The organism is Streptomyces sp. NPDC048566, from assembly GCF_043199735.1.
Classification (GTDB): Bacteria; Actinomycetota; Actinomycetes; order Streptomycetales; family Streptomycetaceae; genus Streptomyces.
The window spans coordinates 65,802-91,262 of the sequence record NZ_JBICWL010000013.1 but is presented as its reverse complement, the minus strand read 5'-3'; the positions used below and the strand labels follow the sequence as shown (position 1 = coordinate 91,262).

At 72.0% G+C, this 25,461-nt stretch carries 33 protein-coding genes and 1 pseudogene; 13 read left to right on the top strand and 21 right to left on the bottom strand.

The features are described from left to right. Positions 1–22: 22 nt before the first annotated feature. From ACGFS9_RS20710 to ACGFS9_RS20655, 12 genes are all read left to right on the top strand, one after another. A complete protein-coding gene (locus tag ACGFS9_RS20710; RefSeq protein ID WP_393255033.1) occupies positions 23–226 on the top strand; it encodes a hypothetical protein in 204 nt (67 codons plus the stop codon). Continuing rightward, on the top strand, positions 226–900 hold the full coding sequence (locus ACGFS9_RS20705) for a DUF2637 domain-containing protein (protein ID WP_393255141.1): 675 nt from the start codon (positions 226–228) through the stop codon (positions 898–900). Before ACGFS9_RS20710 ends, ACGFS9_RS20705 begins: the two co-directional genes overlap by 1 nt. 18 nt (positions 901–918) lie before the next feature. Then, a complete protein-coding gene (locus tag ACGFS9_RS20700) occupies positions 919–1,110 on the top strand; it encodes a mobile element transfer protein (RefSeq protein ID WP_190034181.1) in 192 nt (63 codons plus the stop codon). 10 nt (positions 1,111–1,120) lie between these two features. After that, positions 1,121–1,276, top strand: coding sequence for a hypothetical protein (locus ACGFS9_RS20695; RefSeq protein ID WP_190034180.1), 156 nt, complete (start codon positions 1,121–1,123; stop codon positions 1,274–1,276). A gap of 23 nt (positions 1,277–1,299) precedes the next feature. Next, complete coding sequence (locus ACGFS9_RS20690) at positions 1,300–1,608, top strand: SpdD-like protein (RefSeq protein WP_393255032.1); 309 nt, start codon at positions 1,300–1,302, stop codon at positions 1,606–1,608. 89 nt (positions 1,609–1,697) lie between these two features. After that, positions 1,698–2,255, top strand: a complete 558-nt coding sequence (locus tag ACGFS9_RS20685; RefSeq protein WP_393255031.1) for a GGDEF domain-containing protein — start codon at positions 1,698–1,700, stop codon at positions 2,253–2,255. 90 nt (positions 2,256–2,345) lie between these two features. Beyond that, complete coding sequence (locus ACGFS9_RS20680) at positions 2,346–2,531, top strand: hypothetical protein (RefSeq protein WP_393255030.1); 186 nt, start codon at positions 2,346–2,348, stop codon at positions 2,529–2,531. Then, positions 2,531–2,734: a hypothetical protein gene (locus tag ACGFS9_RS20675; RefSeq protein WP_393255029.1), complete on the top strand. Its 204-nt coding sequence runs from the start codon at positions 2,531–2,533 to the stop codon at positions 2,732–2,734. Before ACGFS9_RS20680 ends, ACGFS9_RS20675 begins: the two co-directional genes overlap by 1 nt. Then, on the top strand, positions 2,731–4,110 hold the full coding sequence (gene repSA, locus ACGFS9_RS20670; protein ID WP_393255028.1) for a replication initiator protein RepSA: 1,380 nt from the start codon (positions 2,731–2,733) through the stop codon (positions 4,108–4,110). Before ACGFS9_RS20675 ends, repSA begins: the two co-directional genes overlap by 4 nt. A 1-nt stretch (position 4,111) precedes the next feature. Next, complete coding sequence (locus ACGFS9_RS20665; RefSeq protein ID WP_358748886.1) at positions 4,112–4,309, top strand: helix-turn-helix domain-containing protein; 198 nt, start codon at positions 4,112–4,114, stop codon at positions 4,307–4,309. Then, positions 4,309–5,547, top strand: coding sequence for a site-specific integrase (locus tag ACGFS9_RS20660; protein WP_358748888.1), 1,239 nt, complete (start codon positions 4,309–4,311; stop codon positions 5,545–5,547). The genes ACGFS9_RS20665 and ACGFS9_RS20660 overlap by 1 nt, the downstream gene beginning before the upstream one ends. Before the next feature lie 327 nt (positions 5,548–5,874). Then, positions 5,875–6,135 (top strand): hypothetical protein, encoded by a 261-nt coding sequence (locus ACGFS9_RS20655; RefSeq protein ID WP_393255027.1) that lies wholly within the window; start codon positions 5,875–5,877, stop codon positions 6,133–6,135. A gap of 134 nt (positions 6,136–6,269) precedes the next feature. On the opposite strand, the gene ACGFS9_RS20650 is transcribed toward ACGFS9_RS20655, so the two are convergent. The 5 genes from ACGFS9_RS20650 to rpsB form a co-directional block, all read right to left on the bottom strand. Beyond that, positions 6,270–7,400 carry a phosphatidate cytidylyltransferase gene (locus ACGFS9_RS20650; protein ID WP_393255025.1) on the bottom strand — a complete coding sequence of 377 codons (1,131 nt, stop codon included), beginning with the start codon at positions 7,398–7,400 and terminating at the stop codon, positions 6,270–6,272. After that, positions 7,400–7,957 carry a ribosome recycling factor gene (gene frr, locus ACGFS9_RS20645; RefSeq protein ID WP_393255023.1) on the bottom strand — a complete coding sequence of 186 codons (558 nt, stop codon included), beginning with the start codon at positions 7,955–7,957 and terminating at the stop codon, positions 7,400–7,402. Before frr ends, ACGFS9_RS20650 begins: the two co-directional genes overlap by 1 nt. Positions 7,958–8,126: 169 nt before the next feature. Further along, entirely contained in the window at positions 8,127–8,897 is a 771-nt protein-coding gene (gene pyrH, locus ACGFS9_RS20640; RefSeq protein WP_393255022.1) for a UMP kinase, read from the bottom strand. A 182-nt stretch (positions 8,898–9,079) separates the two neighbouring features. After that, positions 9,080–9,916, bottom strand: coding sequence for a translation elongation factor Ts (gene tsf, locus ACGFS9_RS20635; protein WP_393255021.1), 837 nt, complete (start codon positions 9,914–9,916; stop codon positions 9,080–9,082). A 95-nt stretch (positions 9,917–10,011) separates the two neighbouring features. Next, complete coding sequence (rpsB, locus tag ACGFS9_RS20630) at positions 10,012–10,929, bottom strand: 30S ribosomal protein S2 (RefSeq protein ID WP_393255019.1); 918 nt, start codon at positions 10,927–10,929, stop codon at positions 10,012–10,014. Between the two features lie 653 nt (positions 10,930–11,582). On the opposite strand from rpsB, the gene ACGFS9_RS20625 reads away from it, so the two are divergent. Next, positions 11,583–12,137 (top strand): peptidoglycan DD-metalloendopeptidase family protein, encoded by a 555-nt coding sequence (locus ACGFS9_RS20625; RefSeq protein ID WP_393255018.1) that lies wholly within the window; start codon positions 11,583–11,585, stop codon positions 12,135–12,137. A gap of 571 nt (positions 12,138–12,708) precedes the next feature. Here ACGFS9_RS20625 and ACGFS9_RS20620 read toward each other — a convergent pair. From ACGFS9_RS20620 to rpsP, 16 genes and pseudogenes are all read right to left on the bottom strand, one after another. Then, positions 12,709–13,266: a TetR/AcrR family transcriptional regulator gene (locus ACGFS9_RS20620; protein WP_393255140.1), complete on the bottom strand. Its 558-nt coding sequence runs from the start codon at positions 13,264–13,266 to the stop codon at positions 12,709–12,711. Positions 13,267–13,407: 141 nt separating this feature from the next. Beyond that, complete coding sequence (whiG, locus tag ACGFS9_RS20615) at positions 13,408–14,250, bottom strand: RNA polymerase sigma factor WhiG (protein WP_393255017.1); 843 nt, start codon at positions 14,248–14,250, stop codon at positions 13,408–13,410. Between the two features lie 270 nt (positions 14,251–14,520). Continuing rightward, positions 14,521–15,666 carry a DNA-processing protein DprA gene (gene dprA, locus ACGFS9_RS20610; RefSeq protein ID WP_393255015.1) on the bottom strand — a complete coding sequence of 382 codons (1,146 nt, stop codon included), beginning with the start codon at positions 15,664–15,666 and terminating at the stop codon, positions 14,521–14,523. After that, positions 15,663–17,288, bottom strand: a complete 1,626-nt coding sequence (locus tag ACGFS9_RS20605; RefSeq protein ID WP_393255014.1) for a YifB family Mg chelatase-like AAA ATPase — start codon at positions 17,286–17,288, stop codon at positions 15,663–15,665. The genes dprA and ACGFS9_RS20605 overlap by 4 nt, the downstream gene beginning before the upstream one ends. Before the next feature lies 1 nt (position 17,289). Continuing rightward, complete coding sequence (locus ACGFS9_RS20600; protein WP_393255012.1) at positions 17,290–17,661, bottom strand: YraN family protein; 372 nt, start codon at positions 17,659–17,661, stop codon at positions 17,290–17,292. A gap of 216 nt (positions 17,662–17,877) precedes the next feature. Next, positions 17,878–18,186: a DUF2469 domain-containing protein gene (locus tag ACGFS9_RS20595; RefSeq protein WP_003965949.1), complete on the bottom strand. Its 309-nt coding sequence runs from the start codon at positions 18,184–18,186 to the stop codon at positions 17,878–17,880. Positions 18,187–18,241: 55 nt separating this feature from the next. Beyond that, entirely contained in the window at positions 18,242–18,766 is a 525-nt protein-coding gene (locus ACGFS9_RS20590; protein WP_393255011.1) for an NUDIX hydrolase, read from the bottom strand. Beyond that, complete coding sequence (gene lepB / locus ACGFS9_RS20585) at positions 18,756–19,529, bottom strand: signal peptidase I (RefSeq protein WP_393255010.1); 774 nt, start codon at positions 19,527–19,529, stop codon at positions 18,756–18,758. The genes ACGFS9_RS20590 and lepB (ACGFS9_RS20585) overlap by 11 nt, the downstream gene beginning before the upstream one ends. A gap of 228 nt (positions 19,530–19,757) precedes the next feature. Next, complete coding sequence (gene lepB, locus ACGFS9_RS20580; RefSeq protein WP_393255008.1) at positions 19,758–20,699, bottom strand: signal peptidase I; 942 nt, start codon at positions 20,697–20,699, stop codon at positions 19,758–19,760. Between the two features lie 277 nt (positions 20,700–20,976). Continuing rightward, positions 20,977–21,483, bottom strand: a pseudogene (gene lepB, locus ACGFS9_RS20575) (signal peptidase I); the annotation flags it as partial. Positions 21,484–21,667: 184 nt separating this feature from the next. Then, complete coding sequence (gene lepB / locus ACGFS9_RS20570) at positions 21,668–22,384, bottom strand: signal peptidase I (protein WP_393255006.1); 717 nt, start codon at positions 22,382–22,384, stop codon at positions 21,668–21,670. Positions 22,385–22,465: 81 nt separating this feature from the next. Beyond that, the gene (gene rplS / locus ACGFS9_RS20565; protein WP_007384968.1) at positions 22,466–22,816 is read right to left on the bottom strand and encodes a 50S ribosomal protein L19; all 351 of its coding nucleotides are present in this window, start codon (positions 22,814–22,816) and stop codon (positions 22,466–22,468) included. Positions 22,817–22,947: 131 nt separating this feature from the next. After that, entirely contained in the window at positions 22,948–23,769 is an 822-nt protein-coding gene (gene trmD / locus ACGFS9_RS20560) for a tRNA (guanosine(37)-N1)-methyltransferase TrmD (protein WP_393255004.1), read from the bottom strand. Further along, the gene (gene rimM / locus ACGFS9_RS20555; RefSeq protein ID WP_393255002.1) at positions 23,769–24,353 is read right to left on the bottom strand and encodes a ribosome maturation factor RimM; all 585 of its coding nucleotides are present in this window, start codon (positions 24,351–24,353) and stop codon (positions 23,769–23,771) included. Before rimM ends, trmD begins: the two co-directional genes overlap by 1 nt. 155 nt (positions 24,354–24,508) lie before the next feature. Then, positions 24,509–24,748 (bottom strand): RNA-binding protein, encoded by a 240-nt coding sequence (locus ACGFS9_RS20550; protein WP_003973401.1) that lies wholly within the window; start codon positions 24,746–24,748, stop codon positions 24,509–24,511. 2 nt (positions 24,749–24,750) lie between these two features. Beyond that, entirely contained in the window at positions 24,751–25,170 is a 420-nt protein-coding gene (gene rpsP, locus ACGFS9_RS20545; protein ID WP_393255001.1) for a 30S ribosomal protein S16, read from the bottom strand. Positions 25,171–25,461: the final 291 nt, after the last annotated feature.

The window sequence follows — 25,461 nt, the reverse complement described above, 5'->3', positions numbered from 1 at the left end:
GAAAGAAGGGAGACCGACCCCCATGTGCGAGCACATCGAGGACTTCCACCGCACCGTGCTGATGCTCGGAGCACTGGCCCTGTACGCGGACATGCCCGGTGCCGACGACGCGTTCATCGACACCATCGGCCCGTGCCTGGCCGCATCGCTGCCCGAGCCGCCGCCCGGAATGTTCCCGCCCGGCTACGACCCCGCTGGCGGCCCCGACTACCCCGGTAGGACGTGATGGCTCGCCCCGCGTTCCGCATCGACGCCGTCCTCGTCCAGGCCGTCATCGCCGGTGCCCTGTCCTTCGCCCATCTCCACGACCTGGCCGACGCCGCCGGGCAGGACGGCTGGAAAGCCTGGGCCTACCCGATCAGCGTCGACCTGCTCCTCGTCGCCGCCTGGCGTCGGCTCCGCTCGGACGGCCCGTCGCGGCTGGCCTGGTGCTGGTTCCTCATCGCCCTGGTGGCCTCGCTCGGCGCGAACGTCGCCACCGCCGGCTTCCTCGACCTCGCCCACCCCCCGGCCTGGCTGCGCTTCGGCATCGCGGGATGGCCCGCACTCGCCTTCCTCGGCGGCACACTCCTCGCCCACTCCCACCCGTCCGAGGAACCCGAGCCCCTTCGGCCGGCACCCGCAGCACCGGTTCCGGCGCCAGAGGTGGAGCAGGAATCCGCCCCCGACCCGGAGCCCGAACCGGCTCCGCTCCCCGCGGTCGAGAACACCCTGGCGCTCGCCCCCGCCGCCCCGGCTTCACCGCCTCCGCCGGTCCCGGCCGCGCTGGTCGACCACGCCCGCAAGCTCGCCGCCGACCACCACACCCGTACCGGATCCCCGATCGACACCGACACCCTGCGCGCACGCCTCGGCGTACCGCCCCAGCTCGCCGACGCCATCGCCGCCCAACTCGCCTGACACGAAGGGAGAACCGCCATGCCTGCCCGCGACAACTTCCACTCCCTGATGCGGATCGGCCCCGTGCAGATCGGCACCCACCGCGACCGCCACGGCCACACCAAGCACGCCGCCGTGTGCACCAACGACCACTGCGGCTGGTCCGCCGACTACTCCAGCCAGACCGCCGCCCAGCTCGCCGCCCGCACCCACCGCTGCCCCGCCCGCTGAGGAGACACCCGTGCAGGTTCCGCTCTGGCTCGCCCTGATCGTCGTCGGCTCGCTCGGCGTCAAGCTCATCCGCCCGCCCTGGTGGCTCGTCGCCGTCCTCCTCCTCGGCGGCTACCTCCTCGCCGACAGCCTGCTCGCCCCCGTCATCGACACCGCCGTCAAGTAACCGCCCTCGAAGGGAGATCCACCATGCTCCGCCCCAAGGTCCCGACCATGCCCCAGCCCATCGGCCAGCTCGCCCCGCCCGCCGCCGTCGAGCCGACCACCATCATCCAGGCCGCCCCCGCCTCCACGCCGACGCCGACATCGGCACGGCCGACTGTCCAGCTCACCCCCGGCGCCGTGATCGCCCTCGTCGGCGGAGGGACGGCCGTGGTCCTGGTCGTCGGCACCGTCCTGGTCTCCATGCTCCTCGCCATCGCCATCACGGGTGCGTCCGTCGCCATCTGCGCCCTGGTCATCCGCTCGCTGATCACCTCCGAGAACAAGCGCCGCTGACAGGCCCCCGGACGGCGCCACAAGCCGCCAAGCATCGCCGCCGTCCGGACGGCTCACGCACCCCTTCCAACCGCCGCAGAAGGAGAACCGTGGACACCCAAGCGCTCGCCGCCGTCCTGCCATTAGTCGGCTGGGCCACCCACTCCGGGCTCCTCGCCCACCGCCTCGCCGCCGCCCGCCGCGACCCGCTCACCGGCCTGCACACCCGAGCCGGATGGACCGCCCGCACCATCCGCTTCATCCGCCGGCACTCGGACGCGATCGTCGTCCTGGTCGACCTGGACGGCTTCAAGACCCTCAATGACTCCTACGGCCACGCCGCCGGGGACTCCGCCCTCGCCGCGACTGGCGCCCGCCTCACCAACTGGTGCGGGCGGCACGGCATCGCTGGACGGCTCGGAGGCGACGAATTCGTGGCCGTCGTCGATCCCCTCGCCGGGGCCCAGCTGGGGGACTTGAGCCGCGATCTGCACCGGCCCTTCCTCCACGCCGGGCAGATGCTGCCGCTGGCCGCCTCGTTGGGCTCGTGCCGCCTTGCCGACCTGCCCACCCGAACGCTCCCCGACGCCCTGGCCGCCGCCGACGCCGCCATGTACGCGGCCAAGGGACGCGCAACCCGCCGCGGGCAACGCCCCGCCTCCATCTGACCGGCCTCCGGGCGACGCACAAGCCGCCAAGCATCGCCGCCGCCCGGACGGTCCGGCCCCTTCCAACCGCAATCGAAAGGAACTCCCAGCATGACGCACCGCACCCGAGCCCGGTCCCGGATCTGCCCCAACTGCGACGGCTTCGCCTCTGCCGCCGTCACCCTCGGCGGCCGCGACCGCCGTGGGCACCTGCGGACCATCACCGCCCACTGCCCCGCCTGCCACGGCACCGGCACCATCACCCGCCCCGCCGTGCGCCAGGCGGTGAGCGTCTGATGCCCCGCAACTGGAGCCGAGGAGTCGACCGCATTCCGCCGGACCCGATCGACGGCGACTACGACCGCCTGAAGAAGATCGCCAAGGCGCACCACCTGCACGACAAGGACCGCGCCGCCAAGGCCACCCGCGCCGGCCGCTCCTCCAACGAGACCTCCAGCAGCAACGCCAGCACCCCTCAAAAGCGGGGATGGCGCCGGTGAACCTCGCAACCCAGCTCGACCCGACCACCCTCGGCGATCTGCTGAGGGTGGCTTCGGCCGACGACTTCGACCGCTGGCACGAACAGATCCGCCGCACCGGCGGCTGCGCCGACCCCATCCACCTCACCGGCTGGACCCTCAGCAAGGACAAGACCACCGGCGAGACCCTCCACCACTACTCCACCGAATCCGAGCCGGGCGGGCGCCTCCGGGTCGCGTGCGGCAACCGGCGGGCTTCCCGCTGCCCCTCCTGCGCCTGGACTTACGCGGGCGACACCTACCACCTGATCCGCGCGGGCCTGGCGGGCGACGACCGCCGCGACATCCCCTCCACCGTCCGCGATCACCCCAGGGTGTTCGCCACGCTCACCGCCCCGTCCTTCGGTCCCGTCCACAACCGCCCCGACCGAGGCATCTGCCGCTGCGGCACCCGCCACCGCGCCGACGACCCCACCCTCGGAACGGCACTCGACCCAGCCACCTACGACTACTCGGGAGCGGTCCTCTTCAACAACCATGCGGGCGACCTCTGGCAGCGCTTCACCACTCGACTGCGCCGCGAGATCGCCGCCCGCGCGGGCCTGCCACAGCGGGAGTTGAAGGAGTCGGCCCGGCTCTCGTACGGCAAGGTCGCCGAGTTCCAAAAGCGCGGCGCCCTCCATTTCCACGCCGTCATCCGCCTCGACGGACCGGACGGACCCGACACCCCGCCGCCGTCCTGGGCTAGTGCCGGCCTTCTCAGCGACGCGATCCACGCCGCCGCGGCGCACTCCTACACCTCGGTCTCCGTCCCGGCCGTCCAGGACGAGCCCGCCCGCACCTTCCGGTGGGGAACGCAGCTCGACGTGCGCCCCGTGAAGGCGTTCGGAGACGGCTCCGACATCACCGAGCAGGCGGTTGCCTCCTACGTCGCCAAGTACGCCACCAAAGCCGCCGAGAACACCGGCAGCCTCGACCGACGCATCGGCGAACTCTCCGAACTCGACCGCCACCAGATACCCGACCACACCCGCCGCCTCATCGAAGCGTGCAAACACCTCGACACGCTCTACCCCGAACGACGGCTCTGGGCATGGGCTCACATGCTCGGCTTCCGCGGCCACTTCTCCTCCAAGTCCCGCCGCTACTCCACCACCCTCGGCGAACTCCGCCAGGCCCGCGCCGACTTCCGCGCCGCACAGGAACGTGAAGCCCTCGGCCTGGACGACCGAGAGCCGGACACCGTCCTTGTCCTGGCCGACTGGCAGTACGCCGGCCACGGCCACACCCCCGGCGAATCCGCCCTCGCAGCCACCATCGCCCGCGACCTCCAACACAACCGCGACACCGCCCGCGAAGCCCTACGCGACCAGTCCGCCGATGAAAGGGGCTGGTGACATGGCTTCTGAGTTGCCGCGCCGCTTCCTCACCCCTGACGACCTGGTGAACATGTTCGAGTTGCCCAGCGTCGAGACGGTCTACCAGTGGCGCCGCAAGCACACCGGCCCCCGCGGCTTCCGTGTCGGCCGGCACCTGCGCTTCGACCCGAACGACGTACGGGCCTGGGTGGACTCCCAGATTGAGGAGGCTGCCTGATGGCCGGGCACATCCAGGACCGCTGGTACAAGACCGAATCGGGTCCGGACGGCAAGCCTGTAAAGGTCAAGACCGACCGCTACGGCGGCGGCCTTCGCTACCGGGCCCGATACGTCGGTCCCGACGGCACCGAGAAAAGCCGGTCCTTCCCCGACCGCCAGAAGCGCAAGGCTGAAGAGTGGCTGGCCGAGACGGCGGCCGACATGTCTCGTGGTCAGTACGTCGACCCCAAGGCCGCCCGCATGACCTTCCAGCAGTACGCGGAGCGCTGGATCACGGGCCAGACGACCGACCTGAACACGCGCATCGGAGTGGAAACCCGGCTTCGGCTGCACGCCTTCCCTCGCATGGGGGCGCGTCCGCTCGGGTCCTTCCGGCCGGTCCACATCCGCGAGTTCGTGCGCGACCTGGAGGTCGACTCGACGATAGGCGGCAGCTACGCCCGCAACATCTACGCCAACGTCCGCGCGGTCCTGTCGGCCGCCGTGGATGACGGCCACCTCGCCCGGAATCCGTGCTCGGCCGCATCCGTCCGCCCGCCGGCCGTCTCGACTGCCCGGGTCGTGCCGTGGATCCCTTCCCAAGTGACTGCGGTCCGCGACGCTCTGCCCGAGCGGTACCAGGCCATGGTCTCCGTCGGCAGTGGCTGCGGTCTGCGTCAGGGCGAGATCATCGGTCTGTCGGAGGACGCCGTACAGCTCGACGGCGACACGCTGCGGGTCACCACTCAGGTCAAGCTGATCCGAGGCGTCGCGGTCTTCGCTCCGCCCAAGGGCAACAAGGAACGGGACGTACCGCTGCCGACCCTGGTGGCCTCTGCCCTACGGCAGCACATGAAGAATCACCCGCCCGTGGGCATCAAGCTTCCGTGGGGCAGGCCGGACGGCCCGCTCACCGAGCGGCGTCTGATCTTCACGAACACGGTCGGCGGCATCGTCTGGCGCAGCAACTTCAACTTCCACGAGTGGAAGCGCGCCCTCGCTGCGGCCGGCCTCATCCCGACGCCGGACCCCGGGAAGCCATACGCCTCCGCCCGGCAGCACGGGATGCACGCCCTTCGTCACTTCTACGCCTCGGTCCTCCTGGACGCGGGCGAGAGCATCAAGGCCGTGAGCGAGTACCTCGGCCATGCCGATCCGGCGATGACGCTGCGGGTGTACGCCCACCTGATGCCCAGCAGCCGTGAGCGAGCTCGCCGGGCTCTGGACGACGTCTTCGGCACGGCCCAGGAGCCCTGACGGCCCAGAGACGGCCCACCGGGCACAAGACGGCCCCCTACTGGCGACAAAACCGCTGGTAGGGGGCTTCTTCACGCCCATGGGAGATCAGTTCTCCGGGCTTCGGCATAACCCCTCCAGTGTCGCAGATCGACACCACCGGCCCGGCCCGCCGGTGGGTGGGTGCGATCACCTCCGCCGGCGGGCGGGATCACGGGCGGAGGCCGGTCCGCTGGGTGACGCGGCGCGGGCCGGCGGCGGCGTCGGCGGCGCCCGCCCGAGGGGGACCACGCGCCCCCTCGGCCCCGCGCGGTCCCCCGCGGCGCCCTCCCCCCTAGAATCGAACTCGTGTACGACAACGTGTCACGCCAACCCGCCGACCCCGACGCCTCGGACACCCCCGCCACCCCGATCGTCGTGGGCCGGCCCGCCCGCACCGGTGGCCGTCGCGTCACCATCCGCACCCGGGACGCCGGCCTCGCCCACAGCGACGCCGACCTCGTCGAGTTCCTGCGCCGGGCGGGGCTCCCGGACGCGGAGGACCTCCTCGACGACCCGGCGTGGGTGCACTGGCAGGAAGGACCACCCCACACCTACCGCCCCGGCTGACCGCGCCGGGTCCGCCGGAACGACGACACCGCCCCTCCCGGCCGTCCGATCACCCTGGGGTGTTCATCCGACCGCGAGGGGCGGTGTCGTCGCACGCGGGCGTGCGGGAAAGCGTCCGCGGGACGCGCCGGCCGTCAGCCGGAACCGACGAAGAGGACCAGCAGCAGCCAGACCACCGGCGCCGTGGGCAGCAGCGAGTCCAGCCGGTCCATGATCCCGCCGTGGCCCGGCAGCAGCGTGCCCATGTCCTTGATGCCCAGGTCCCGCTTGATCATCGACTCGCCCAGGTCGCCGAGCGTGGCACTGGCCGCGACGGCCAGGCCGATGACCAGGCCCTGCCGCCAGGTGCCGTCGTCGATGAGGAACTGCATGCACAGCGCACCCGCGGCCATCGCGAAGGCGATCGCCCCGAAGAGCCCCTCGCGGGTCTTGCCGGGGCTGATGCGCGGCGCCAGCTTGTTCTTGCCGAAGCGCCAGCCGACGGCGTACGCACCGGTGTCGCTGACCACCGTCAGGAGCAGGAAGGTCAGGACACGGCGCGGGCCGTCGTCGGCCGTCAGCATCATGGCCACGAAGGTCGCGAGGAACGGCACGTAGAAGGCGGCGAAGACCCCCGCCGTGACGTCCTTGAGATAGCCCTCCGGCGGTTCGGTCATGCGCCAGACCAGGACGGCGAGCGCCGTCAGGGCCATGGCGACCCATGCACCCTCGGCACCGCGCACGTACCCGGCGACGACCATGGCCGCGCCACCGACCGCGAGCGGCACCAGGGGCGCCTTGATGCCCTTGCGCTCCTCCAGCCGCGAGGTGAGCTCCCAGAGCCCCACCACCACGGCCACCGCTATCACTCCGACGAAGACGGCCTTGACGACGAACAACGAGGCGACGATCACCGCGCCGAGCCCGACGCCCACTCCTATGGCCGCGCCCAGGTCGCGTCCCGCACTCTTCTTCTGAGGTGCGGGGGCGGGCTGGGGGGCGGCGCTGGGCATGGGCTCCTGCGGGCTCTGCGGGTTGTGCGACGGCTCCCCGTAGGGCGCCGTCGACGGTGCGTCGTCGTGGAACAGGGGACCGCCCGTCCGAGCGGCCCCCGGGTCGTCATCCTGGTCTCCGCCGTGTGCGGGCACGTTGGGCATGGGCCGAGTGTGCTGCGCGTCCTGCGCATCGTACGTGGGACCCGCCGGGGCCGCCCCCTGGACAGGCCCCTGCTCGGACGGCCCCCAGTACCCGGCTTGTGGCGGCGCCCCCCAGGAAGAGTCGTTCATCAGACCTCGAGCAGCTCCGCTTCCTTGTGCTTCAGGAGCTCGTCCACCTGGGCGACGTACTTCGCCGTGGTGTCGTCGAGTTCCTTCTCCGCACGGCGGACCTCGTCCTCGCCGGACTCCTTGTCCTTGACGAGCTTGTCGAGGGCGTCCTTGGCCTTGCGGCGCACGGAACGGATCGAGACCTTGGCGTCCTCGCCCTTGGCCCGCGCGACCTTGATGTACTCCTTGCGGCGCTCCTCCGTCAGCTCGGGGAACGTCACCCGGATGATGTTGCCGTCGTTGCTGGGGTTGACGCCCAGGTCGGAGTCGCGGATCGCCTGCTCGATGTTGCGCATCGCGCTCTTGTCGAACGGGGTCACCACGGCCATGCGCGGCTCCGGCACGGAGAACGAGGCCAGCTGGTTGATCGGCGTCAGCGCGCCGTAGTAGTCGGCCACGATCTTGTTGAACATCGCCGGGTGCGCACGGCCGGTGCGGATCGCGGCGAAGTCCTCCTTGGCGACCACGACGGCCTTCTCCATCTTCTCCTCGGCCTCGAGGAGGGTCTCTTCGATCACCACTTGCTCCTGCGTGTCTTGAGTAGGCCCGGCAGCTGTTCCTCGTCGGGGTCGGCGGCCGGCTGCGTCGCGTCTTGTTCCTGCACGGTTCCGGACCGGCGGGACATTGTCCATCCCCCGGTCGGGGTCCGTCCCGTCCGGGGCTCGTACCCGGCCGGGAGGGTCCCCGTCAGGCCTGGCCGGTCTGGTCGCCGACGAGTGTGCCGATCTTCTCACCCTTGACGGCCCGCGCGATATTGCCCTCCGCCAGGAGCTCGAAGACCAGGATCGGCAGCTTGTTGTCCCGGCACAGCGTGATGGCCGTCATGTCGGCGACCTTGAGGTCCCGGGTGATGACCTCGCCGTAGCTGAGGGAGTCGAACTTGACCGCCCCGGGGTTGGTCTTCGGGTCGGAGTCGTACACGCCGTCCACGCCGTTCTTGCCCATGAGCAGCGCCTCGGCGTCGATCTCCAGGGCGCGCTGGGCCGCCGTGGTGTCGGTGGAGAAGTACGGCATGCCCATGCCGGCGCCGAAGATGACCACGCGCCCCTTCTCCAGGTGCCGCACGCCCCGCAGCGGGATGTACGGCTCCGCGACCTGCCCCATCGTGATGGCGGTCTGGACGCGGCTGTCGATGCCCTCCTTCTCCAGGAAGTCCTGGAGGGCGAGGCAGTTCATCACGGTGCCGAGCATGCCCATGTAGTCGGAGCGGGCCCGGTCCATGCCGCGCTGCTGGAGCTCGGCGCCGCGGAAGAAGTTGCCGCCGCCGATCACGACGGCGATCTGGGCTCCGCCGCGCACGACGGCCGCGATCTCGCGGGCGATCTTGTGCACCACGTCGGGGTCGACGCCCAGTCCGCCGCCACCGGCGAACGCCTCACCGGAAAGCTTCAGCAGAAAGCGTCCCGCGCCTTTGCCGTCGTCGCTCTTGTCGCCCTTGTCGGCCGGGGTGGTGGTCATGGAGGTCTCCTCGTGGTGCACATACGAAGAAGGCCATTGCCGGTGGGGTGTGTTCGCATCCCGTGCTCGGCAATGGCCTCCTCGTCAGATCTGCTGTCGTCCGCCGCGCGCGCGTGGGTGCCGGCGTCCGCGGACGACTGCTGTCGACCCTATAGGGGTCGCGCGTCGATCGCGGTACGGACTCAGATGCCGACCTTGATGCGCGTGAAGCGCTTCAGGGTGACACCGGCCTCGTCCAGAACCTTCTGGACGGACTTCTTGTTGTCGAGCGCGTACGGCTGGCCGAGGAGCGTGGCCTCCTTGAAGAAGCCGTTGACGCGACCCTCGACGATCTTGGGGAGGGCGGCCTCGGGCTTGCCCTCGGCGCGGGTGGTCTCCTCGGCGACGCGACGCTCGGTCTCGACGACCTCGGCCGGGACGTCCTCACGGGAGAGGTACTTCGGCGCGAAGGCGGCGATGTGCTGGGCGATCCCCTTGGCGAGGTCGGCGTCGGCCTTGTCCAGCTCGACCAGAACACCGATCTGCGGGGGCAGGTCGGGCATGGTGCGGTGCATGTACGCGGTCACGTACGTGCCGGAGAACTGGGCGAAGCGGTCCAGGACGATCTTCTCGCCCAGGTTGGCGTTGGCCTCGTCGACGAACGCCTGGACCGTCTTGCCCGGCTCGATCTCGGAGCCGAGGAGCGCGTCGAGGTCCGCCGGGGAGGTGGCGGTGACGTGCTGGGCGATCTGGTGGGCGACGGCCTGGAACTTGTCACCCTTGGCGACGAAGTCCGTCTCGCACTTCAGCTCGACCAGGACGCCGGAGGAGTTGTCGTCAGCGATGATGGAGACCACGGCGCCGTTCTCGGCGGAGCGGCCCTCGCGCTTGGCGACGCCCTTCTGGCCCTTGATGCGCAGGGCCTCGACGGCCTTGTCGACGCTGCCGTCGGCCTCGTCCAGCGCCTTCTTGCAGTCCATCATGCCGGCGCCGGTGAGCTCACGGAGCTTCTTGACGTCGGCGGCGGTGTAGTTCGCCATGATTCCTGGAATCTCTCTCGAAGTCTGAAGATCTACGGGACGAACGGCGGGGGCTTCGTGGGCCCCCGCCGTTCGTCAACCCGAAGGGGTGAGGGTCAGGCCTGCTCGGCGGCCGGAGCCTCGGCGGCCGGGGCCTCGGCGGCCTCCGCCTCGGCGGCGGCGGCGGGCGCGTCGGCCTGCTCGGCGTCGGCGACCTTCTCCGTCTCGGCGGAGGTCTGGACCTCGGCCTCGTCGGCCTTCTTCTCACCCTCGAGCAGGTCGCGCTCCCACGCGGCCAGCGGCTCGCCGGCGGCCTTGTCACCCTCGCTGGCCTTGCCGGCGCCGGAGCGGGCGATGAGGCCCTCGGCGACGGCGTCGGCGATCACGCGGGTGAGCAGGGTGACGGAGCGGATCGCGTCGTCGTTGCCCGGAATCTTGTAGTCGACCTCGTCGGGGTCGCAGTTGGTGTCGAGGATGGCGACGACCGGGATGTTGAGCTTCCGGGCCTCGCCGACCGCGATGTGCTCCTTCTTGGTGTCCACGATCCAGACGGCGCTGGGCACCTTCTGCATCTCGCGGATACCGCCGAGGGTCTTCTCCAGCTTGGCCTTCTCGCGCGAGAGCACGAGAAGCTCCTTCTTGGTGAGACCCGAGGCCGCGACGTCCTCGAAGTCGATCTGCTCGAGCTCCTTGAGGCGCTGCAGACGCTTGTAGACGGTCGAGAAGTTGGTGAGCATGCCGCCCAGCCAGCGCTGGTTGACGTAGGGCATGCCGACGCGGGTGGCCTGCTCGGCGATGGCCTCCTGCGCCTGCTTCTTCGTGCCGACGAACATGACCGTGCCGCCGTGGGCGACGGTCTCCTTGACGAACTCGTAGGCGCGGTCGATGTACGACAGCGACTGGAGCAGGTCGATGATGTAGATGCCGTTGCGCTCCGTGAAGATGAAGCGCTTCATCTTCGGGTTCCAACGACGGGTCTGGTGACCGAAGTGGACGCCGCTTTCCAGCAGCTCCCGCATCGTGACGACGGCCATGGCCGTTCTCCTCGGTTTTCTCGGTTGTGCCGCGTGTGCCGGACGGCTCACGCGCCTGACGCCCGCGATGCGCCGTGCCACAGAGGACCGAGAGGCGCTGACACCGGTACGGAGGACCAGATGTCGGGGCGTGCGAAGTCGACCCGGTGACCCGGATCGCCATCAGAAGTGTACGGGACCCGAGAGGGGCCGGGTGACGCCGCTGTCCACAACCGGCCGGTACTCCACAGATCCCGACCGCGATCCGCCCGATGCGGGACGGTTCCCGCATGCGACCGAACCGATCTCCGCGTACCCGGTCGGGGCCACCGCTCGGCCTGGCCCTGCCCCTGGCCCTCGCCGTCTCGGCCGTCCTGGCCGCTCCCGCCCCGGCCCGTCCCCCGGTCGCGCACCGGCCGTCCGGGCCGCTGTCCCCGGCCTTGATCGCCGCGATGCCGGCCTCGGGCGGTCCCGCCGCACCATCGGCCCCCGCCCGTCTCCGGGCGCCCGGCGCCCCGGCGACCACCTCGTCGCCGGCCCTCGGCCCGGCGGCCCCGCACGCGGCCGGGACGGGCGGTGCGACAGGACCGCCAGGGGCCGGCACGGGACCACCCGGGGCCGACGTGGAAGCGCCGCCGGCCGGCACCGGTGGTGTCCCGGAGCGCGGACCACGGGTGGACGACGAGCCGGGCGGGGCCGGCTCCGCTTCCCCGGCGGAAGCACGCCCCGGCGGGACGGCACCCGTGCCGGCGCCCGCGCCTCCCGCGGGCGACCCCGCGGTCCCGGCGCTCGGCCGGACCTGGCCGGTGGGACGCCGGCCGCCGGTCGTGCGGGGCTGGGAGCCCCCGGCGACGCCCTACTCCCGCGGCCACCGGGGCGTCGATCTGGAGGCGCCCCCGGGTACGGAGGTGCGCGCGGTCGCCCCGGGCCGGGTTTCCTTCGCCGGGCGGGTGGCGGGGCGGGGGATCGTGTCGGTGGAACTGGCGGGCACCGGGACCCCTCCCCTGCGGACGACGTACGGTCCGGTGCTGGCGTCGGCGCGTCAGGGGGACGAGGTGCTCGCGGGCGCGGTGCTCGGCACCGTGGAGGAGCCGCGCGACGGGCACTGCGGGCCGGTGTCCTGCCTGCACTGGGGCCTGCTCAGAGGCACGACGTACCTGAACCCGCTGTCTCTCCTCCCGCCCTGGCTGCTGCGCCTCGGCCCGTCCCGCCTGCTGCCGCTCGCCTGACCGCCCCGGCGCCGGTGCCGGTGCCGGTGCCGGTGAGGACGGGGCGTCCCGGAACGAGCCCGCCGACGCATCCGGTCGGCGGGACCCGACGACCGGTGAGCGGTGGCCCTTGACCGGTGGCCCGTGACCGGTGACCTGTGGCTGGTGACCTGTGGCTGGTGGCTGGTGGCTGGTTGCTGGTTGCTGGTTGCTGGTTGCTGGTGATACGTGATCGGCGCGGAGCGCGGCCGGCACCGGGCATGCGGACCGGGAGCCGACGGGAGGAGGGCCTGCCGGTCCGCGGGGCCTGCCGCCCGGCCCCGGTCGCCGAGCGCCTCGGCCCGAACGACGTCGCCCAGGCGTCCCGTGACGCGGCCGGCAGCGGGCGGGAGACAGGAAGCGGCGGAGGACGGTAAGCGGACCGGTGGCAGCCCGCAGCCGAAGCCGACTGGCGACGGGAGGCGGCCGGAATCCGGCGAAAAGCGGCGACAGGCAGCAGCTGGAAGCCGGCAGCCTATAGCCAGGGTGCTGGCCGTAGCCGTCGCCACAGCCACAGCCACAGCCACAGCCACAGCCACAGCCACAGCCAGGATCAGCCGCGGACTCCGCGGAGCGCCATCGCCACGGCCGCCTCGGTGATCGCCGCGGGGTCCTCGGCCGCCCCCAGCTCGATGCGGCGGACGGCGGCGTCGACCACGCCCTGCAAGAGCATCGCGGCGAGCCGCGGCTCGGTGTGACCCAAGGCGGCCAGCGCTTCGCCGATCATCGTGACCAGGCCGCCGTGCGCGGCGCGGATCTTCTCGCGGGCGCCCGCGTCGAGTTCGCCGGCGGAGATGGCGACCACGGCCCGGTGCCGGCGGTCCCCGACGAGCGCGAGCTGCCGGCGCACGTACGCCTCGACCTTGCCCTCGGGCCCCTCGGCCGCGGCCATCGCGGAGGAGACCTCGGCGGCCCAGACGGGGAAGTCGACCTCGCACAGCTCCTCGACGACGGCGGCCCGGGAACGGAAGTACTCGTACACGGAGGAGCGCGCGAGCCCCGTGCGCTCGGCGAGCGCCGGGAAGGTCAGCGCCTCCGTGCCGCCCTCGGACAGCAGGGAACGCGCCGCGTCCAGCAGGGCGGCTCGCTGCATCGACCGGTGCTCGGCCACGGAGGCCGCTCGAATCCTTGGCACGTCGACCACTGTACGGACGGCGCACGGCATACGGGAGACTCTCCGCCCACCCGGCCGGGTGACGGTCGTGCCGCTCCGGCCGGCCGCCGCCGACAAGGCCGACGGGGACCGTGCAGGTCAGCGCCCGAAGCCGGCCAGTTTGGCGCGCAGCTGGAGGACGGACTTGGTGTGGATCTGGCTGACCCGGCTCTCCGTCACGCCGAGGACGTTGCCGATCTCCGCGAGGGTCAGGCCCTCGTAGTAGTACAGCGTGACCACGGTCTTCTCCCGGTCGGGGAGGGTGTTGATCGCCCGCGCCAGGAGTCTGCGCAGCTCGCGGTCCTCGGCGACCTCGACCGGGTTGTCGGCGGCGGTGTCCTCCAGCGTGTCCATCAGGCTGAGACGGTCGCCGCCCTCTCCCCCGACGTGCAGCAGTTCCTCCAGGGCGACCACGTTGGCCAGCGAGAGCTGGCTGAACACCGCGTGCAGGTCGTCCACCGCGATGCCCAGTTCGGCGGCGACCTCCGTCTCCGAGGGGGTGCGGCGCAGCCGGGCCTCCAGCGTCGCGTAGGCCCGCTCGACGTTGCGTGCCTTCTGCCGGACGGAGCGGGGAATCCAGTCGAGCGCCCGCAGTTCGTCGATCATCGCGCCGCGGATGCGGGTGATGGCGTACGTCTCGAACTTGATCTCGCGCTCGATGTCGAACTTCTCGATGGCGTCGATCAGCCCGAACACGCCGGACGAGACGAAGTCCGCCTGTTCGACGTTGGCGGGCAGGCCCACGCTCACCCGGCCCGCGACGTACTTCACCAGCGGCGAGTAGTGCAGGATCAGCTGTTCGCGGAGCCGCTCGTCTCCGGTCGACTTGTACGACCGCCACAGCTCGTCGAGTGTCGAGGGAGCGGGCGGGCGCACGCTGCCGCCGTCGCGGGCGGCTGGCGGGATCGCCGTCCGGTCGGACCCGGAGGTGTGCTGGGGCATTCGTCGCCTTGTGCCGTTCTGCCGTGAACTGGGGGTGCCTGGGTGCCTGTCGGCCTCATGCCGAGATTGTGTGCCTGCGTCGCATCCTCGTGAGCGTAGCGTGACTGACCTGTCGCAGTGTGCGAAGGGGTCGCTGTCACCCGCACGCGAAGCGGCTCCCGGCGAGTGCTCCCGAGGTTCACCCGGTCGCCGTGCGTGACGGCCGGGGTACGCCAACTGCGGTAATCCCCAGGGGTGTCGGCGTTCCCCCGGACGGCCGAACACGCTCGGTCAGCGGACCTCCCGGTGATCGCGCACCGGGGCGGTCGCCTGGCGTGTCAACTTCCAGCCGTCGCCATGTCGTTCGACGAATCCAAGTGCTCGGAGTTCGTACAGTCTCGCGATCGCCTCGTCGGTGCTGGTGGCGGCGGCGCGGGCGATCGCGTCGACGGGGGCGACGCGCCGCGCCGGCAGGGCGTCCAGGACGCATCGGGCGCCCGGTGCGAGGAGGTCGCGCGGCAGGACGGGGCCGCGGCGCTCGGGAGCGAGTTCGCCGATCTCTCCGACCAGTTCGACGACCTCCGCGGCGTCGCTCACCAGGACCGCCTCCTGACGGAGCAGTTCGTGCACCCCGGCGGAGAGCGAGCTGGTGGCCGGCCCCGGCACCCCCATGGTGAACCGGCCGAGGCGCCGTGCCGCACGCGCGGTGACGAGCGCGCCGCTGCGGTATGCCGCCTCGACGACCACGGTGCCCCGGGTGAGCGCCGCGATGACACGGTTGCGCAGGACGAACCGGCTGGGCGTCGGATGCGCGCCGGGCGGCAACTCCCCCACCACGAGTCCCTGTTCGGCGATCCGCGTGATGAGCCGGGCGTGCCCGCTCGGGTAGGGCCGGTCCACGCCGCAGGCGAGTACGGCGACGGTCGCGCCGCCCGCCGCGAGCGCGCCCCGGTGCGCGGCCCCGTCGACGCCGTACGCACCGCCCGACACCACCACCCAGCCGCGCTCCGCGAGACCCGCGCCGAGGTCGGCCGCCATGTGCGCGCCGTACTCCGTGCAGGCCCTGGCGCCGACGACCGCGACGGACCGCAGGGCCCACATCCGCAGGCTGGAGGGGCCGCGCACCCACAGTCCGACGGGACGCCCGTCGCCCAGGTCGTCCAGCTGTGCGGGCCATTCCGCCTCGCCGGGGCAGACGTACCGCACCCCCGCCGCCCGCGCCCGGTCGAGGTCGCGGTCCGGATCGGCGCGCTCGGCGCGGGCGCGCAGTCCCGCCCACCGTGCGTCCGTCATGCCGCGCGGCTGTCCCCCGCCGCCGGTCAGCCACCGGACCGCCTCCACGGGCCCGACCTCCCGGATCCAGCGTCCGCAGACCTCGTCCCCCGGCTCGACGACCCGCGAGAGCATGACGCGGGCTCCGCGCTCGTCGCGCGTCATACGGGCGCCCCGATCGTCATCGGCACGCCGCGCGCGACGCCGGTGCGCAGTTGGTAGGCCAGGGCCACGTCCCGGGCGTCCGGGCGATCGTGGCCCGCCAGGTCCGCGACGGTCCACGCGACGCGCAGCACCCGGTCCAGGCCGCGGGCCGTGAGCAGCCCGCGCTCCAGACCGCGCTCGGCGTCGTCCATCGCGCCCGGCGCCGCCTGCCAGCGGCTGCGCAGCACATGGCCCGGGATCTCGCCGTTGCTGCGCCAGGGCGTCCCCGCGAGGCGGGCGGCGGACCGCTCGCGCGCGGTCAGGACCCGCTCGGCCACCGTCTTCGTGGACTCGCCCCGGGCACCGGCGGCGGTCAGTTCGGAGCGGCTGACGGGCTCCACCTCGACCCTCAGGTCGACCCGGTCGAGGAGGGGTCCGGAGAGCCGTGCCTGATAGCGGCGGATCGCGGAGGTCGGGCACTCGCAGGCGTCGCCGACGAGGCTGAAGCGTCCGCAGGGACAGGGGTTGGCGGCCAGCACCAGCAGGAACTTCGCGGGGAACCGCACGACCCCCGCGCTGCGGGCGATCACCACGTGTCCCGCCTCCAGCGGCTGCCGCAGGGCGTCGAGGACGACGCCGCTGAACTCCGGTGCCTCGTCGAGGAAGAGCACCCCCCGGTGCGCCAGGGACACGGCGCCCGGCCGGGCGAGGCCCCGGCCCCCGCCGACCAGGGACTGCATCGTCGCGGAGTGGTGCGGAGCGCAGTACGGAGCGACGCCGACCATGGGCTGGCCGGCCGGGAGCAGGCCGGCGACCGAGTGGATCGCCGTGACCTCCAGGGACTCCTGCCGCGACAGGTGCGGCAGGAGGGCGGGCATCCGCTCGGCGAGCATCGTCTTGCCGGCGCCGGGCGGGCCCTGCAGGAACACGTGGTGGCCGCCGGCCGCCGCGACCTCCATGGCGGTGCGGGCCGACGTCTGGCCGACGACGTCGGCCAGGTCCCGCCCCCGCTCGTGTTCGGGGACGGCGACGCCGCACAGGCCGGTGGCCTCCCCGGCCCCCGGCACGCGCAGGCCGGCGAGCAGCGGGTCGGGGCGGCCCCGGTCGTCGGGGTCCTCCTCGGGCACCGGCTCGTCCGCGAGCACCGCGATGAGCTGGCGCAGGCTGCGCACACCCAGGACCGAGACCCCCGGCACGAGCGACGCCTCGGCGGCGGCGCACTCGGGGACGACCACCTGTTCGTATCCGGCGTCCGCCGCCGCGAGCACCGCGGGGAGGATGCCCCGCACCGGGCGCACCCGTCCGTCGAGTCCGAGTTCCCCGATCATCACGATGTCGGCGAGAACGCGGGGGTCGATCCGCTCGGCGGCGCCGAGCACGGCGCACGCGACGGCGAGGTCGAACCCGGAGCCTCCTTTCGGCACCGAGGCGGGGCTGAGTCCGACCGTGAGCTTCTTCTGCGGCCACGCCGCCCCGGCGTTCACCACCGCGGCGCGGACCCGGTCCCGGCTCTCGCTCAGGCTCTTGTCGGGGAGCCCCACCAGCGTGAACGCGGCGACGCCCGGTTCCAGATCGGCCTGGACCTCGACGACGACGCCCTCGACTCCCACCAGCGCCACCGCACACGTTCGCGCGAAGCCCATCTCAGACCACCCCTCGGGCGTGCTCGACGACGGGTGCGCCCCGGCCGGGCAGGACGACGCCGATCAGGTCGATGCGCACCCCGCCGGGCGGTGCGCCGCCGTGTTCCTGGAGCCAGCGTTCGGCGAGGCGGCGCAGCCGGCGGGCCTTGGCCGGTGTCACGGCCGCCATCGGGTGCTGGAAGTCGCCCTCCCTGCGGGTCTTGACCTCGCAGAGGACGACCGCGTCGCCGTCCCGGGCCACGATGTCGATCTCGCCCGTCCTGCCGCACCGCCAGTTGCGGGCCAGGACCGTCATGCCGGTCTCGGTCAGCCGTCGTGCGGCCAGTTCCTCTCCGTACCTGCCCAGTGCGCCGCGTGCCTCGGTCGTCGTCATGTCGGCACCACCTCCGGCCCCCACAGTGAGGCCGCGCCGCGAGATTTTTGGATCTTGGTGGACGGAGGGGCCGATGGGGAAAAGTCCGTCACCCTCACGGGTCATCGTCGCGTTGCGCCCGAGTGTGCGGGCACCGCACAGGGCCGGGAACCCGTGGGTTCCCGGCCCTGTGTGCCGCACTCCGGACGGCGCGCCGGCCGTCCCGCTCTTTCGGGCTCAGCCTCCCGGCAGCTCCAGATCGCTCTTGTTCAACTCCTCGATGTTCACGTCCTTGAACGTCAGAACGCGCACCTGCTTCACGAAGCGAGCGGGGCGGTACATGTCCCACACCCAGGCATCCGCCATGGACACCTCGAAAAACACCTCGCCCTGGACCGAGTGCACCTGCATCTCGTAGTCGTTGGTGAGGTAGAAGCGCCGTTCGGTCTCGATCACATATTTGAACAGACCGACGACGTCGCGATACTCGCGATAGAGCTTCAGCTCCATCTCGGTCTCGTACTTCTCGAGGTCCTCGGCGCTCATGGCATGTTCCCCTTCAGCCGTGCGTCCCCCTATTGTGCGCCAGCCCCCGGAGCCCCTAGACGATTTCCGTGTCGAGGATCTCGGGTGTGGCCGGGGGACCCTCGTCGAGCACCCTGCGGAGCAGCCCGGCGAGCTTGGTCGGATACACCGTCTCATGCGCTTCGGCCAGTTCCCGGCACGTCCACCAACGTGCTCCGGCGACGCTGCGCCGTTCCAGGTCGGTGAGGCCCGCGGCGACCGTGGCGGTCTGGGTCGTGCGGGCCAGGAAGTACCACTCGTCCTGGTGCCAGCGCCGTCCCGCGAAGGGGAAGGAGCAGACCCGCCGCCACAGCACCGGGCCCAGGTCGACCTCCGTGATCCCGGTCTCCTCCCGCAGTTCCCGCAGCGCGGCCTGCTCCCGCGTCTCGTCGCCCTCCAGGCCCCCGCCCGGCGTGAACCACCAGTCGTCGGCGGGGTCGTCCGGCTCGTGCCCGTGCAGCAGCAGGATCCGGTCCCGGGGATCGAGCAGGACCACCCGGGCGACCTTGCGCGGCCCCTCGCCCGGCCGCGCGTCCGCGCCGCCGTCGGACTCAGCGGGCACGGCCGGGCTCCGTCCCGGTGCGGCGGCGCCCCGCCCGCTTGGCCAGGGGCCCGTAGGCCGCGCCGCCCATGACGAGTGCGGCACCCGCGACGATCACGGCGACGATGGTGCGCAGCGGGCCCGGCCGGGACAGCGGGCCGAGGGCCTCGAAACCGGTGGGGCGCGCGAGCATGCCGTCCATGGGCCAGGCGACGGCGTCCACCCGGGCGGAGACGGCGCTGCGGGCGACGGTGCCGCCGGCGGCGTCCGAGAGGTGGGCGGTGGAGTCGAGGGAGCCCTGCCGCTCGTCGCCGAGGAGGAAGAGCCGCCCCTGGGGGACCTTCACGGTGGGGAAGTTCGTGATCTCCGCGAGGGTGCCCTCGGGCAGGTACGGCTCGTCGATCTGCTTGCCGTTGACGGTCAGCTTGCCCTTGGTGCAGCAGGAGACGGTGTCGCCGCCGACGGCGACCACGCGCTTGACGACGGACGCGTTGGTCACCCACGCCTTGTCCTTGAAGACGACGACGTCACCGCGGCGGATCTCGTCACCGTCGACGCGCTGGGCGAGGACCCGGTCGCCCACCTTGATCGTCGGCGCCATGGAACTGGTGGGGACGGTGTACGGCAGATAGAGCACCGCTCCCCAGGCGAACCCGCCGAGGAACAGCACGAGGCCGAGCGCCACGGCCAGCCCGGACAACCGCTGTCCGACCTTGCCGCCCGCCTGCTCCCCGGTCGCGCCGCCGCCGCGCGGGGCCGTACGTATTGCGCTCTCGCCACCCATGGGTCCGCACCCTACCCGGGGGTACGGCCCGCGGTCAGCCCATGGTTCGGACAACGATCACGCGTGCGAGCCCGGATGTGGAGGAGGTGTGCGGACCTCCGGTGCGCGCGGCGTTCCCCCGGACGGCTCCGGTCTCCGGGACGGGCGGGAGCAGCAAACGGACGGGGGCCGGCCGCTCCGGAGACGTCCGGAGCGGCCGGCCCCGCGGGCCGTTGCGTGCCGGGGACCTCAGCGGCCCCGGGCCGCCTTGCGCCGACGGCGCACCAGCACGAGCGGCACCGCGCCGACGAGCGCGACGGCGCCGGGGGCCGTGACCGGGGCGGCGGCGCGGGCGCCCAGGCCGGTCTGGCCGAAGGTGTCCGGAACCGGGAGGGTGCCCCAGCGGTTGACCGGCCAGGCCCTGACGATGGCGCGGCCGACGACGTCGTCGACGGGGACCATGCCGTGGTGCTTGTCGGTCTGGTTGTAGCGGGAGTCGCGCGAGTTCTGACGGTGGTCGCCCATCACCCAGATCATGCCCTGGGGGACCTTGACCTTGAACTGGCCGCCTTCCTCGTCCTGGCTGCACGGGGTGTTCCCGGCGTAGACGTACGACGACTCGTTCAGCGCCTTGCCGTTGACCGTCAGCGGGCCGGTGTTCTTGCACTCGATCGTGTCGCCGCCGACGCCGATGACCCGCTTGATCAGGTCCTTCTCCTCCGCGGACGGCATCAGGCCGATCCAGCTGAGGACGGTCTGCAAGGCGTTCGGGTTGGCCGTGGGCTCACCGGCCAGCCAGTTGTCCGGGTCGTGGAAGACGACGACCTCGCCGCGCTCCGGCTCGGACCCGAACCACGGTGTCAGCTTGTCGACCAGGACCCGGTCACCGACCTGGAGGGTGTTCTGCATCGAGTCCGACGGGATCGAGAACGCCTGCACCAGGAACGTCTTGATGAGCAGTGCGAGCACCAGGGCGATGCCGATCAGGATCGGCAGCTCCTTCCAGAAGGAGCGCTGCTTGCTCCCGTTGGGGGGCTGCTCGGCACGCCCCGTCGAGGCGTCGTCGTTCTCGGAGCCACCGCCGGAACCCGGCCCGTCCGCTACGCCGGGGGCAGCCGCATCGTCGGGCCGCTCCGGCTGCCCTTCGGGACCATCGTGTCCGGACCGTGCGCCGACCGCCACATCCCCCACATCCACTCCTCACTCCGTGCCGCCGCCCGCGCCGTATTCGGCGCAGGCCCACCACTCCCATAACGAGCGGGAGTTCCGCAGGGGTCGGGAGCGGGGTCAATCCGTCTGGATCCGCAGGAGCCACCCTATGCGACGGCACCGAAGCGACGGCCGACGCTCCAGGCGCGTCGGCCACGGTCGAAAACGTGCTCGGTTCCCGCAGCCGCGTCCAGTGGCCGATGGGCCATCCGATGACCATGGCGCGGCCGACGATCGACTTCTCGGAGACGGTGCCGCTGAACTTGTCGGTCCGGTGGTAGCGGGAGTCCGCGGAGTTGCCCCGGTGGTCGCCGAGGACGAACAGGCGCCCCTGCGGCACCTTCACCTCGAAGGCGAAGTCGGACGGTTTGTCGCCCGCGAAGATGTACGGCTCGGTCAGCGGGGTGCCGTTCACGGTCACCCTGCCCTGGGCGTCGCAGCACTTGACCGTGTCACCGCCGACGCCGACGACCCGTTTGATGAGGTCCTTCTCGTTGTCGGACGGCAGCAGGCCGATGAAGGTGAGCCCCTGCTTGAACTGCTTGACGACCACCGGGTCGTCGCCCTTCCTGGTCTCCTCGGCGGTGAGCCAGCCGCCGGGGTCCCGGAAGACGACGACGTCTCCGCGCGCCGGCTCGGAGCCGAACCACGGAGTGAACTTGTCGACGAGGACGCGGTCCCCGATCTGGATCGTGTTCTCCATGGACCCCGACGGGATCACGAAGGCCTGGACGAGGAAGGTCTTCAGGACCAGGGCGATCAGCACGGCGACGCCGACCAGGAGCGGGATCTCCTTGACCGCGGAACGCCGCCTGCGCCGCTTGATCTTGCGCGCGAGCTTGCGCCGCTCCACCCGACTGGGCCGCGCCGCTCCCCCCGAGGCACGGCGGGAGCCGGTGGGCAGCAGGTTCTCGGCGGCACCGGCGGGCACTCCGCGCGGCCTTCCGCGGCTACCCACGGGCACCACCGGGCGCGGGCACCCGCGCGTAGGCGCCGGGACGGGTCAGCCGGGTCCAGTGGCCGGCGGGCCAGGCGATCCAGTCGGCCCGGCCGATGACGTTCTCGACGGGGACCATGCCGCCGCCGGGCGAACCGAGCCGGTCGCGGGAGTCGCTGGAGCGGCTGCGGTGGTCGCCGAGGACGAAGAGGGAGCCGTCGGGCACCACGACGTCGAAGGGCGCGTCCGATGGCCTGTCGCCTCGGTGGAGGAACGCGGACTCGTCGACCGGCCGGTCGTTCACCTCGAGTCTCCCCTCCCTGTCACAGCAGACCACGTGGTCTCCCCCTACCCCGACGACGCGCTTGACGTAGTCGGCGCTCCCGAAGAATCCGGCGCCGTCGAAGACGACGACGTCGCCCCGCCGCGGTCCGGAACCGAAACGGTACGCCAACTTGTTTACGAGAACGCGGTCCCCGATCCTCAATCCGGGCTCCATCGAACCGCTCGGAATCTGGAAGGGCTGCATGACGAAGCGGCTGACCAGGAGCAGGAAGACCAGGAGGACCAGCACGCTCAGGGTGATCCGGCCGCCCGGCAGCCAGTCGGCCGCGCGGCCGGCCAACGCGAAGCGCGACCGGCCCTCCGGCCGCTCCGTGTCCGAGGTCTCCTCGGAAGCGGAAGGGCGGGAGGAGCGGTCGCGCTCCACGTGCTGTGCGTCGGTGTCCATCGGGGCCAGATGCTATCCGGCTTCCCTGAGACACCGTCGTGCCGGCTCGGCCGGCCACGGCGGAACCGTGGCCGCGCGAGATCAGTTGTCGCGCTTCTCCTTGATCTTCGCGGCCTTGCCGCGCAGCTCACGGAGGTAGTACAGCTTCGCGCGACGAACGTCACCGCGGGTCACGAGCTCGATCTTCTCGACGATCGGGGTGTGCACCGGGAAGGTGCGCTCCACGCCGACGGAGAACGAGACCTTGCGGACCGTGAAGGTCTCGCGGACGCCGGCGCCCTGGCGACGGATGACAACGCCCTTGAACTGCTGCACACGGGAGCGGTTGCCCTCGATGACGCGGACGTGGACGTTGACGGTGTCGCCCGGGCGGAAGGCCGGGATGTCGGTGCGCAGCGAGGCGCTGTCGACGGTGTCGAGCAGGTGAGACATGGTGTCTGCTTTCTTCGCCGATGCCACAGGTCATCGACGGGAGAGTGATTCGTGAAGGATGCTGCCTCGTCGGGACGGGCGTCGTGTCCCCCTGTGGCAGGGGCGCACGCCGGACGACAAAGAGCAGCGGCCTATTGTTCCACGGCCTGCGGGTTGCGCCCAAATCGGCCGTCGGGGCCCGGCCGCCAGCCCAGGATCGAGAGCATCTCGCGGTCCTTCTTGTCGAAGGCGGCGGGGTCGCTGCGCTCGATGAGGTCGGGCCGGTTCGCCGTCGTGCGGCGCAGGGCCTCGTCGCGCCGCCAGCGCGCGATCTTCCCGTGGTGGCCGCTGACCAGGACGTCCGGGATCTCGCGGCCGCGCCACTCGGGGGGCTTGGTGTACACCGGGCCCTCCAGGAGGTTGGCCATGGCCCCGGGGGCGAAGGAGTCGTCCCGGTGGGACTCGGCGTTGCCGAGCACGCCCGGCAGCAGCCGGGCCACGGCCTCGGTGACGACGAGTACGGCGGCCTCGCCGCCCGCGAGCACGTAGTCGCCGATGGACACCTCGTGGACGGGCATCCGGGTCGCGTACTCGTCGATGACGCGGCGGTCGATGCCCTCGTAGCGCGCGGGCGTGAAGACCAGCCAGGGCCGCTCGGAGAGTTCGACGGCGAGTTCCTGGGTGAACGGGCGCCCGCTGGGGGTGGGGACGACGAGGACGGGCCCGTGGGAGCCGCTCTCGTAGCCGTCGGCGAGGGCGGAGTCGAGGGCCTCGCCCCAGGGCTCGGTCTTCATGACCATGCCGGGACCGCCGCCGTAGGGGGTGTCGTCGACCGTGTTGTGCCGGTCGTGGGTCCACTCCCGCAGGTCGTGCACGTGGACGTCGAGCCGGCCGCGTGCACGCGCCTTGCCGACCAGGGAGACGTTCAGGGGGTCCAGGTACTCGGGGAAGATGGTGACGACGTCGAGGCGCATCAGGCGTCCGCTCCCGCGGCGCCGGACGCGGTGCCCTCGCCGTCGTCGCCGTCGCGCGAGGACGCGATCTCCGCCCGGTCGTCGATCAGGCCCGGCGGCGGGTCGATGACGGCGCGCTGCTCCTCCAGGTCGATCTCGACGACGATCTCCTCGACGAACGGGACCAGCACCTCGGTGCCGTCCTCGCGCTCCACCACGAAGAGGTCCTGCGAGGGCAGGTGCGAGATCTCGGTGATCCGGCCGACCGCGGTGCCGTCCGCGGTGACGACGTCGAGGTCCATCAGCTGGTGGTCGTAGTACTCGTCCGGGTCCTCCGGCGTCTCCTGCGGGTCCACCTCGGCGATCAGCAGGGTGTTGCGCAGCGCCTCGGCGCCGTTGCGGTCGCGCACACCGGCGAAGCGCAGCAGGAGGCGTCCGCTGTGGACGCGGCCGGTCTCGATGGTCAGCGGGCCGGCGGAGGCCGGATCGGTGAGCAGGACGGCACCGGGTCCGAGCCGCAGTTCGGGCTCGTCGGTGCGGACCTCCACGGTGACCTCGCCCTTGATGCCGTGGGCGCGGCCGACGCGAGCGACTACCAGCTGCACTGTGCTTGATCTCCTGTCGTGGTCCGACGGCAACTGCTTCGGACGGTTCGGGGGCGGTGGGCGGTGGGCGTCGTCCGGCGCGGGGCGTGCAGACGACTGCGGGCCGGGGACGGCTCGTAAGCCCTCCCCGGCCCGAGCCGGTGCTGCGTGCTACGTCAGCGGACGTGGTCCACGTCGACGAGGTCGACGCGGACACCGCGGCCGCCGATGGCGCCCACGACGGTGCGCAGGGCGCGTGCTGTGCGGCCGTTGCGGCCGATCACCTTGCCGAGGTCGTCGGGGTGCACCCGTACCTCGAGAACGCGCCCGCGGCGCAGGTTGCGCGAGGCGACCTGCACGTCGTCGGGGTTGTCGACGATGCCCTTCACGAGGTGCTCGAGAGCCTCCTCGAGCATGCTCAGGCCTCGGTCGACCCGGACTCGGCCGGAGCCTCGTCCTTCTTCTCAGCCTTCTTCTTCTGGGTGATGGCCTCACCCTTGCCCGTGTCCTCGCCGCCGAGGGCGTCGAAGGACGGGCGCGTGGCCTTCGGCTCGGCGACGAGCAGCGGAGCAGGGGCCGGCAGGCCCTTGAACTTCTGCCAGTCGCCGGTGAGCTTCAGGATGGCGAGCACGGGCTCGGTCGGCTGCGCGCCGACACCCAGCCAGTACTGCGCGCGGTCCGAGTCGACCTCGATGCGCGAGGGGTTCTGGACCGGGTGGTACAGACCGATCTCCTCGATGGCCCGGCCGTCACGGCGGGTACGGGAGTCGGCGACGACGATGCGGTAGTGAGGCGAACGGATCTTGCCCAGACGCTTCAGCTTGATCTTGACTGCCACGGAAGTGGTGTCTCCTGGTCTTGACGGGGTTGGACACGACGAGATGGCCGCGTGGGGTTGCGGTACCCGAGTGTCCGATGGACGCGTCAGCCGGAGGAGAGAGGGGTCCTGTGCGGCTGTCGAGTACAGCTGGCCATTCTGCCACATCCCGCGGACGCCCCCGACCGGGGGTGAGCCGGCGCCGCCCAGGGACACCTGCACCCGGTCGCCGCGGGGGGGGTTGGGGGGGGGGGGGGCCCCCCCCCCGCCCCCCCCCCCCGCCCCCCCCCCCCCCCCCCCCCCCCCCCCCCG

Coding starts and splice junctions, on each gene's coding strand:
- whiG (WP_393255017.1), bottom strand. CDS start 14,250: ATGCCCCAGCACACCTCCGGGTCCGACCGGACGGCGATCCCGCCAGCC.
- ACGFS9_RS20710 (WP_393255033.1), top strand. CDS start 23: ATGTGCGAGCACATCGAGGACTTCCACCGCACCGTGCTGATGCTCGGA.
- ACGFS9_RS20690 (WP_393255032.1), top strand. CDS start 1,300: ATGCTCCGCCCCAAGGTCCCGACCATGCCCCAGCCCATCGGCCAGCTC.
- trmD (WP_393255004.1), bottom strand. CDS start 23,769: ATGCGCCTCGACGTCGTCACCATCTTCCCCGAGTACCTGGACCCCCTG.
- ACGFS9_RS20705 (WP_393255141.1), top strand. CDS start 226: ATGGCTCGCCCCGCGTTCCGCATCGACGCCGTCCTCGTCCAGGCCGTC.
- tsf (WP_393255021.1), bottom strand. CDS start 9,916: ATGGCGAACTACACCGCCGCCGACGTCAAGAAGCTCCGTGAGCTCACC.
- ACGFS9_RS20675 (WP_393255029.1), top strand. CDS start 2,531: ATGCCCCGCAACTGGAGCCGAGGAGTCGACCGCATTCCGCCGGACCCG.
- ACGFS9_RS20595 (WP_003965949.1), bottom strand. CDS start 18,186: ATGAGCGCCGAGGACCTCGAGAAGTACGAGACCGAGATGGAGCTGAAG.
- rpsB (WP_393255019.1), bottom strand. CDS start 10,929: ATGGCCGTCGTCACGATGCGGGAGCTGCTGGAAAGCGGCGTCCACTTC.
- ACGFS9_RS20700 (WP_190034181.1), top strand. CDS start 919: ATGCCTGCCCGCGACAACTTCCACTCCCTGATGCGGATCGGCCCCGTG.
- ACGFS9_RS20660 (WP_358748888.1), top strand. CDS start 4,309: ATGGCCGGGCACATCCAGGACCGCTGGTACAAGACCGAATCGGGTCCG.
- pyrH (WP_393255022.1), bottom strand. CDS start 8,897: ATGACCACCACCCCGGCCGACAAGGGCGACAAGAGCGACGACGGCAAA.
- ACGFS9_RS20650 (WP_393255025.1), bottom strand. CDS start 7,400: ATGAACGACTCTTCCTGGGGGGCGCCGCCACAAGCCGGGTACTGGGGG.
- dprA (WP_393255015.1), bottom strand. CDS start 15,666: ATGACGCGCGACGAGCGCGGAGCCCGCGTCATGCTCTCGCGGGTCGTC.
- lepB (WP_393255006.1), bottom strand. CDS start 22,384: ATGGACACCGACGCACAGCACGTGGAGCGCGACCGCTCCTCCCGCCCT.
- ACGFS9_RS20605 (WP_393255014.1), bottom strand. CDS start 17,288: ATGGGCTTCGCGCGAACGTGTGCGGTGGCGCTGGTGGGAGTCGAGGGC.
- rplS (WP_007384968.1), bottom strand. CDS start 22,816: ATGTCTCACCTGCTCGACACCGTCGACAGCGCCTCGCTGCGCACCGAC.
- ACGFS9_RS20600 (WP_393255012.1), bottom strand. CDS start 17,661: ATGACGACGACCGAGGCACGCGGCGCACTGGGCAGGTACGGAGAGGAA.
- ACGFS9_RS20550 (WP_003973401.1), bottom strand. CDS start 24,748: ATGCTCGAGGAGGCTCTCGAGCACCTCGTGAAGGGCATCGTCGACAAC.
- ACGFS9_RS20680 (WP_393255030.1), top strand. CDS start 2,346: ATGACGCACCGCACCCGAGCCCGGTCCCGGATCTGCCCCAACTGCGAC.
- lepB (WP_393255010.1), bottom strand. CDS start 19,529: ATGGGTGGCGAGAGCGCAATACGTACGGCCCCGCGCGGCGGCGGCGCG.
- ACGFS9_RS20665 (WP_358748886.1), top strand. CDS start 4,112: ATGGCTTCTGAGTTGCCGCGCCGCTTCCTCACCCCTGACGACCTGGTG.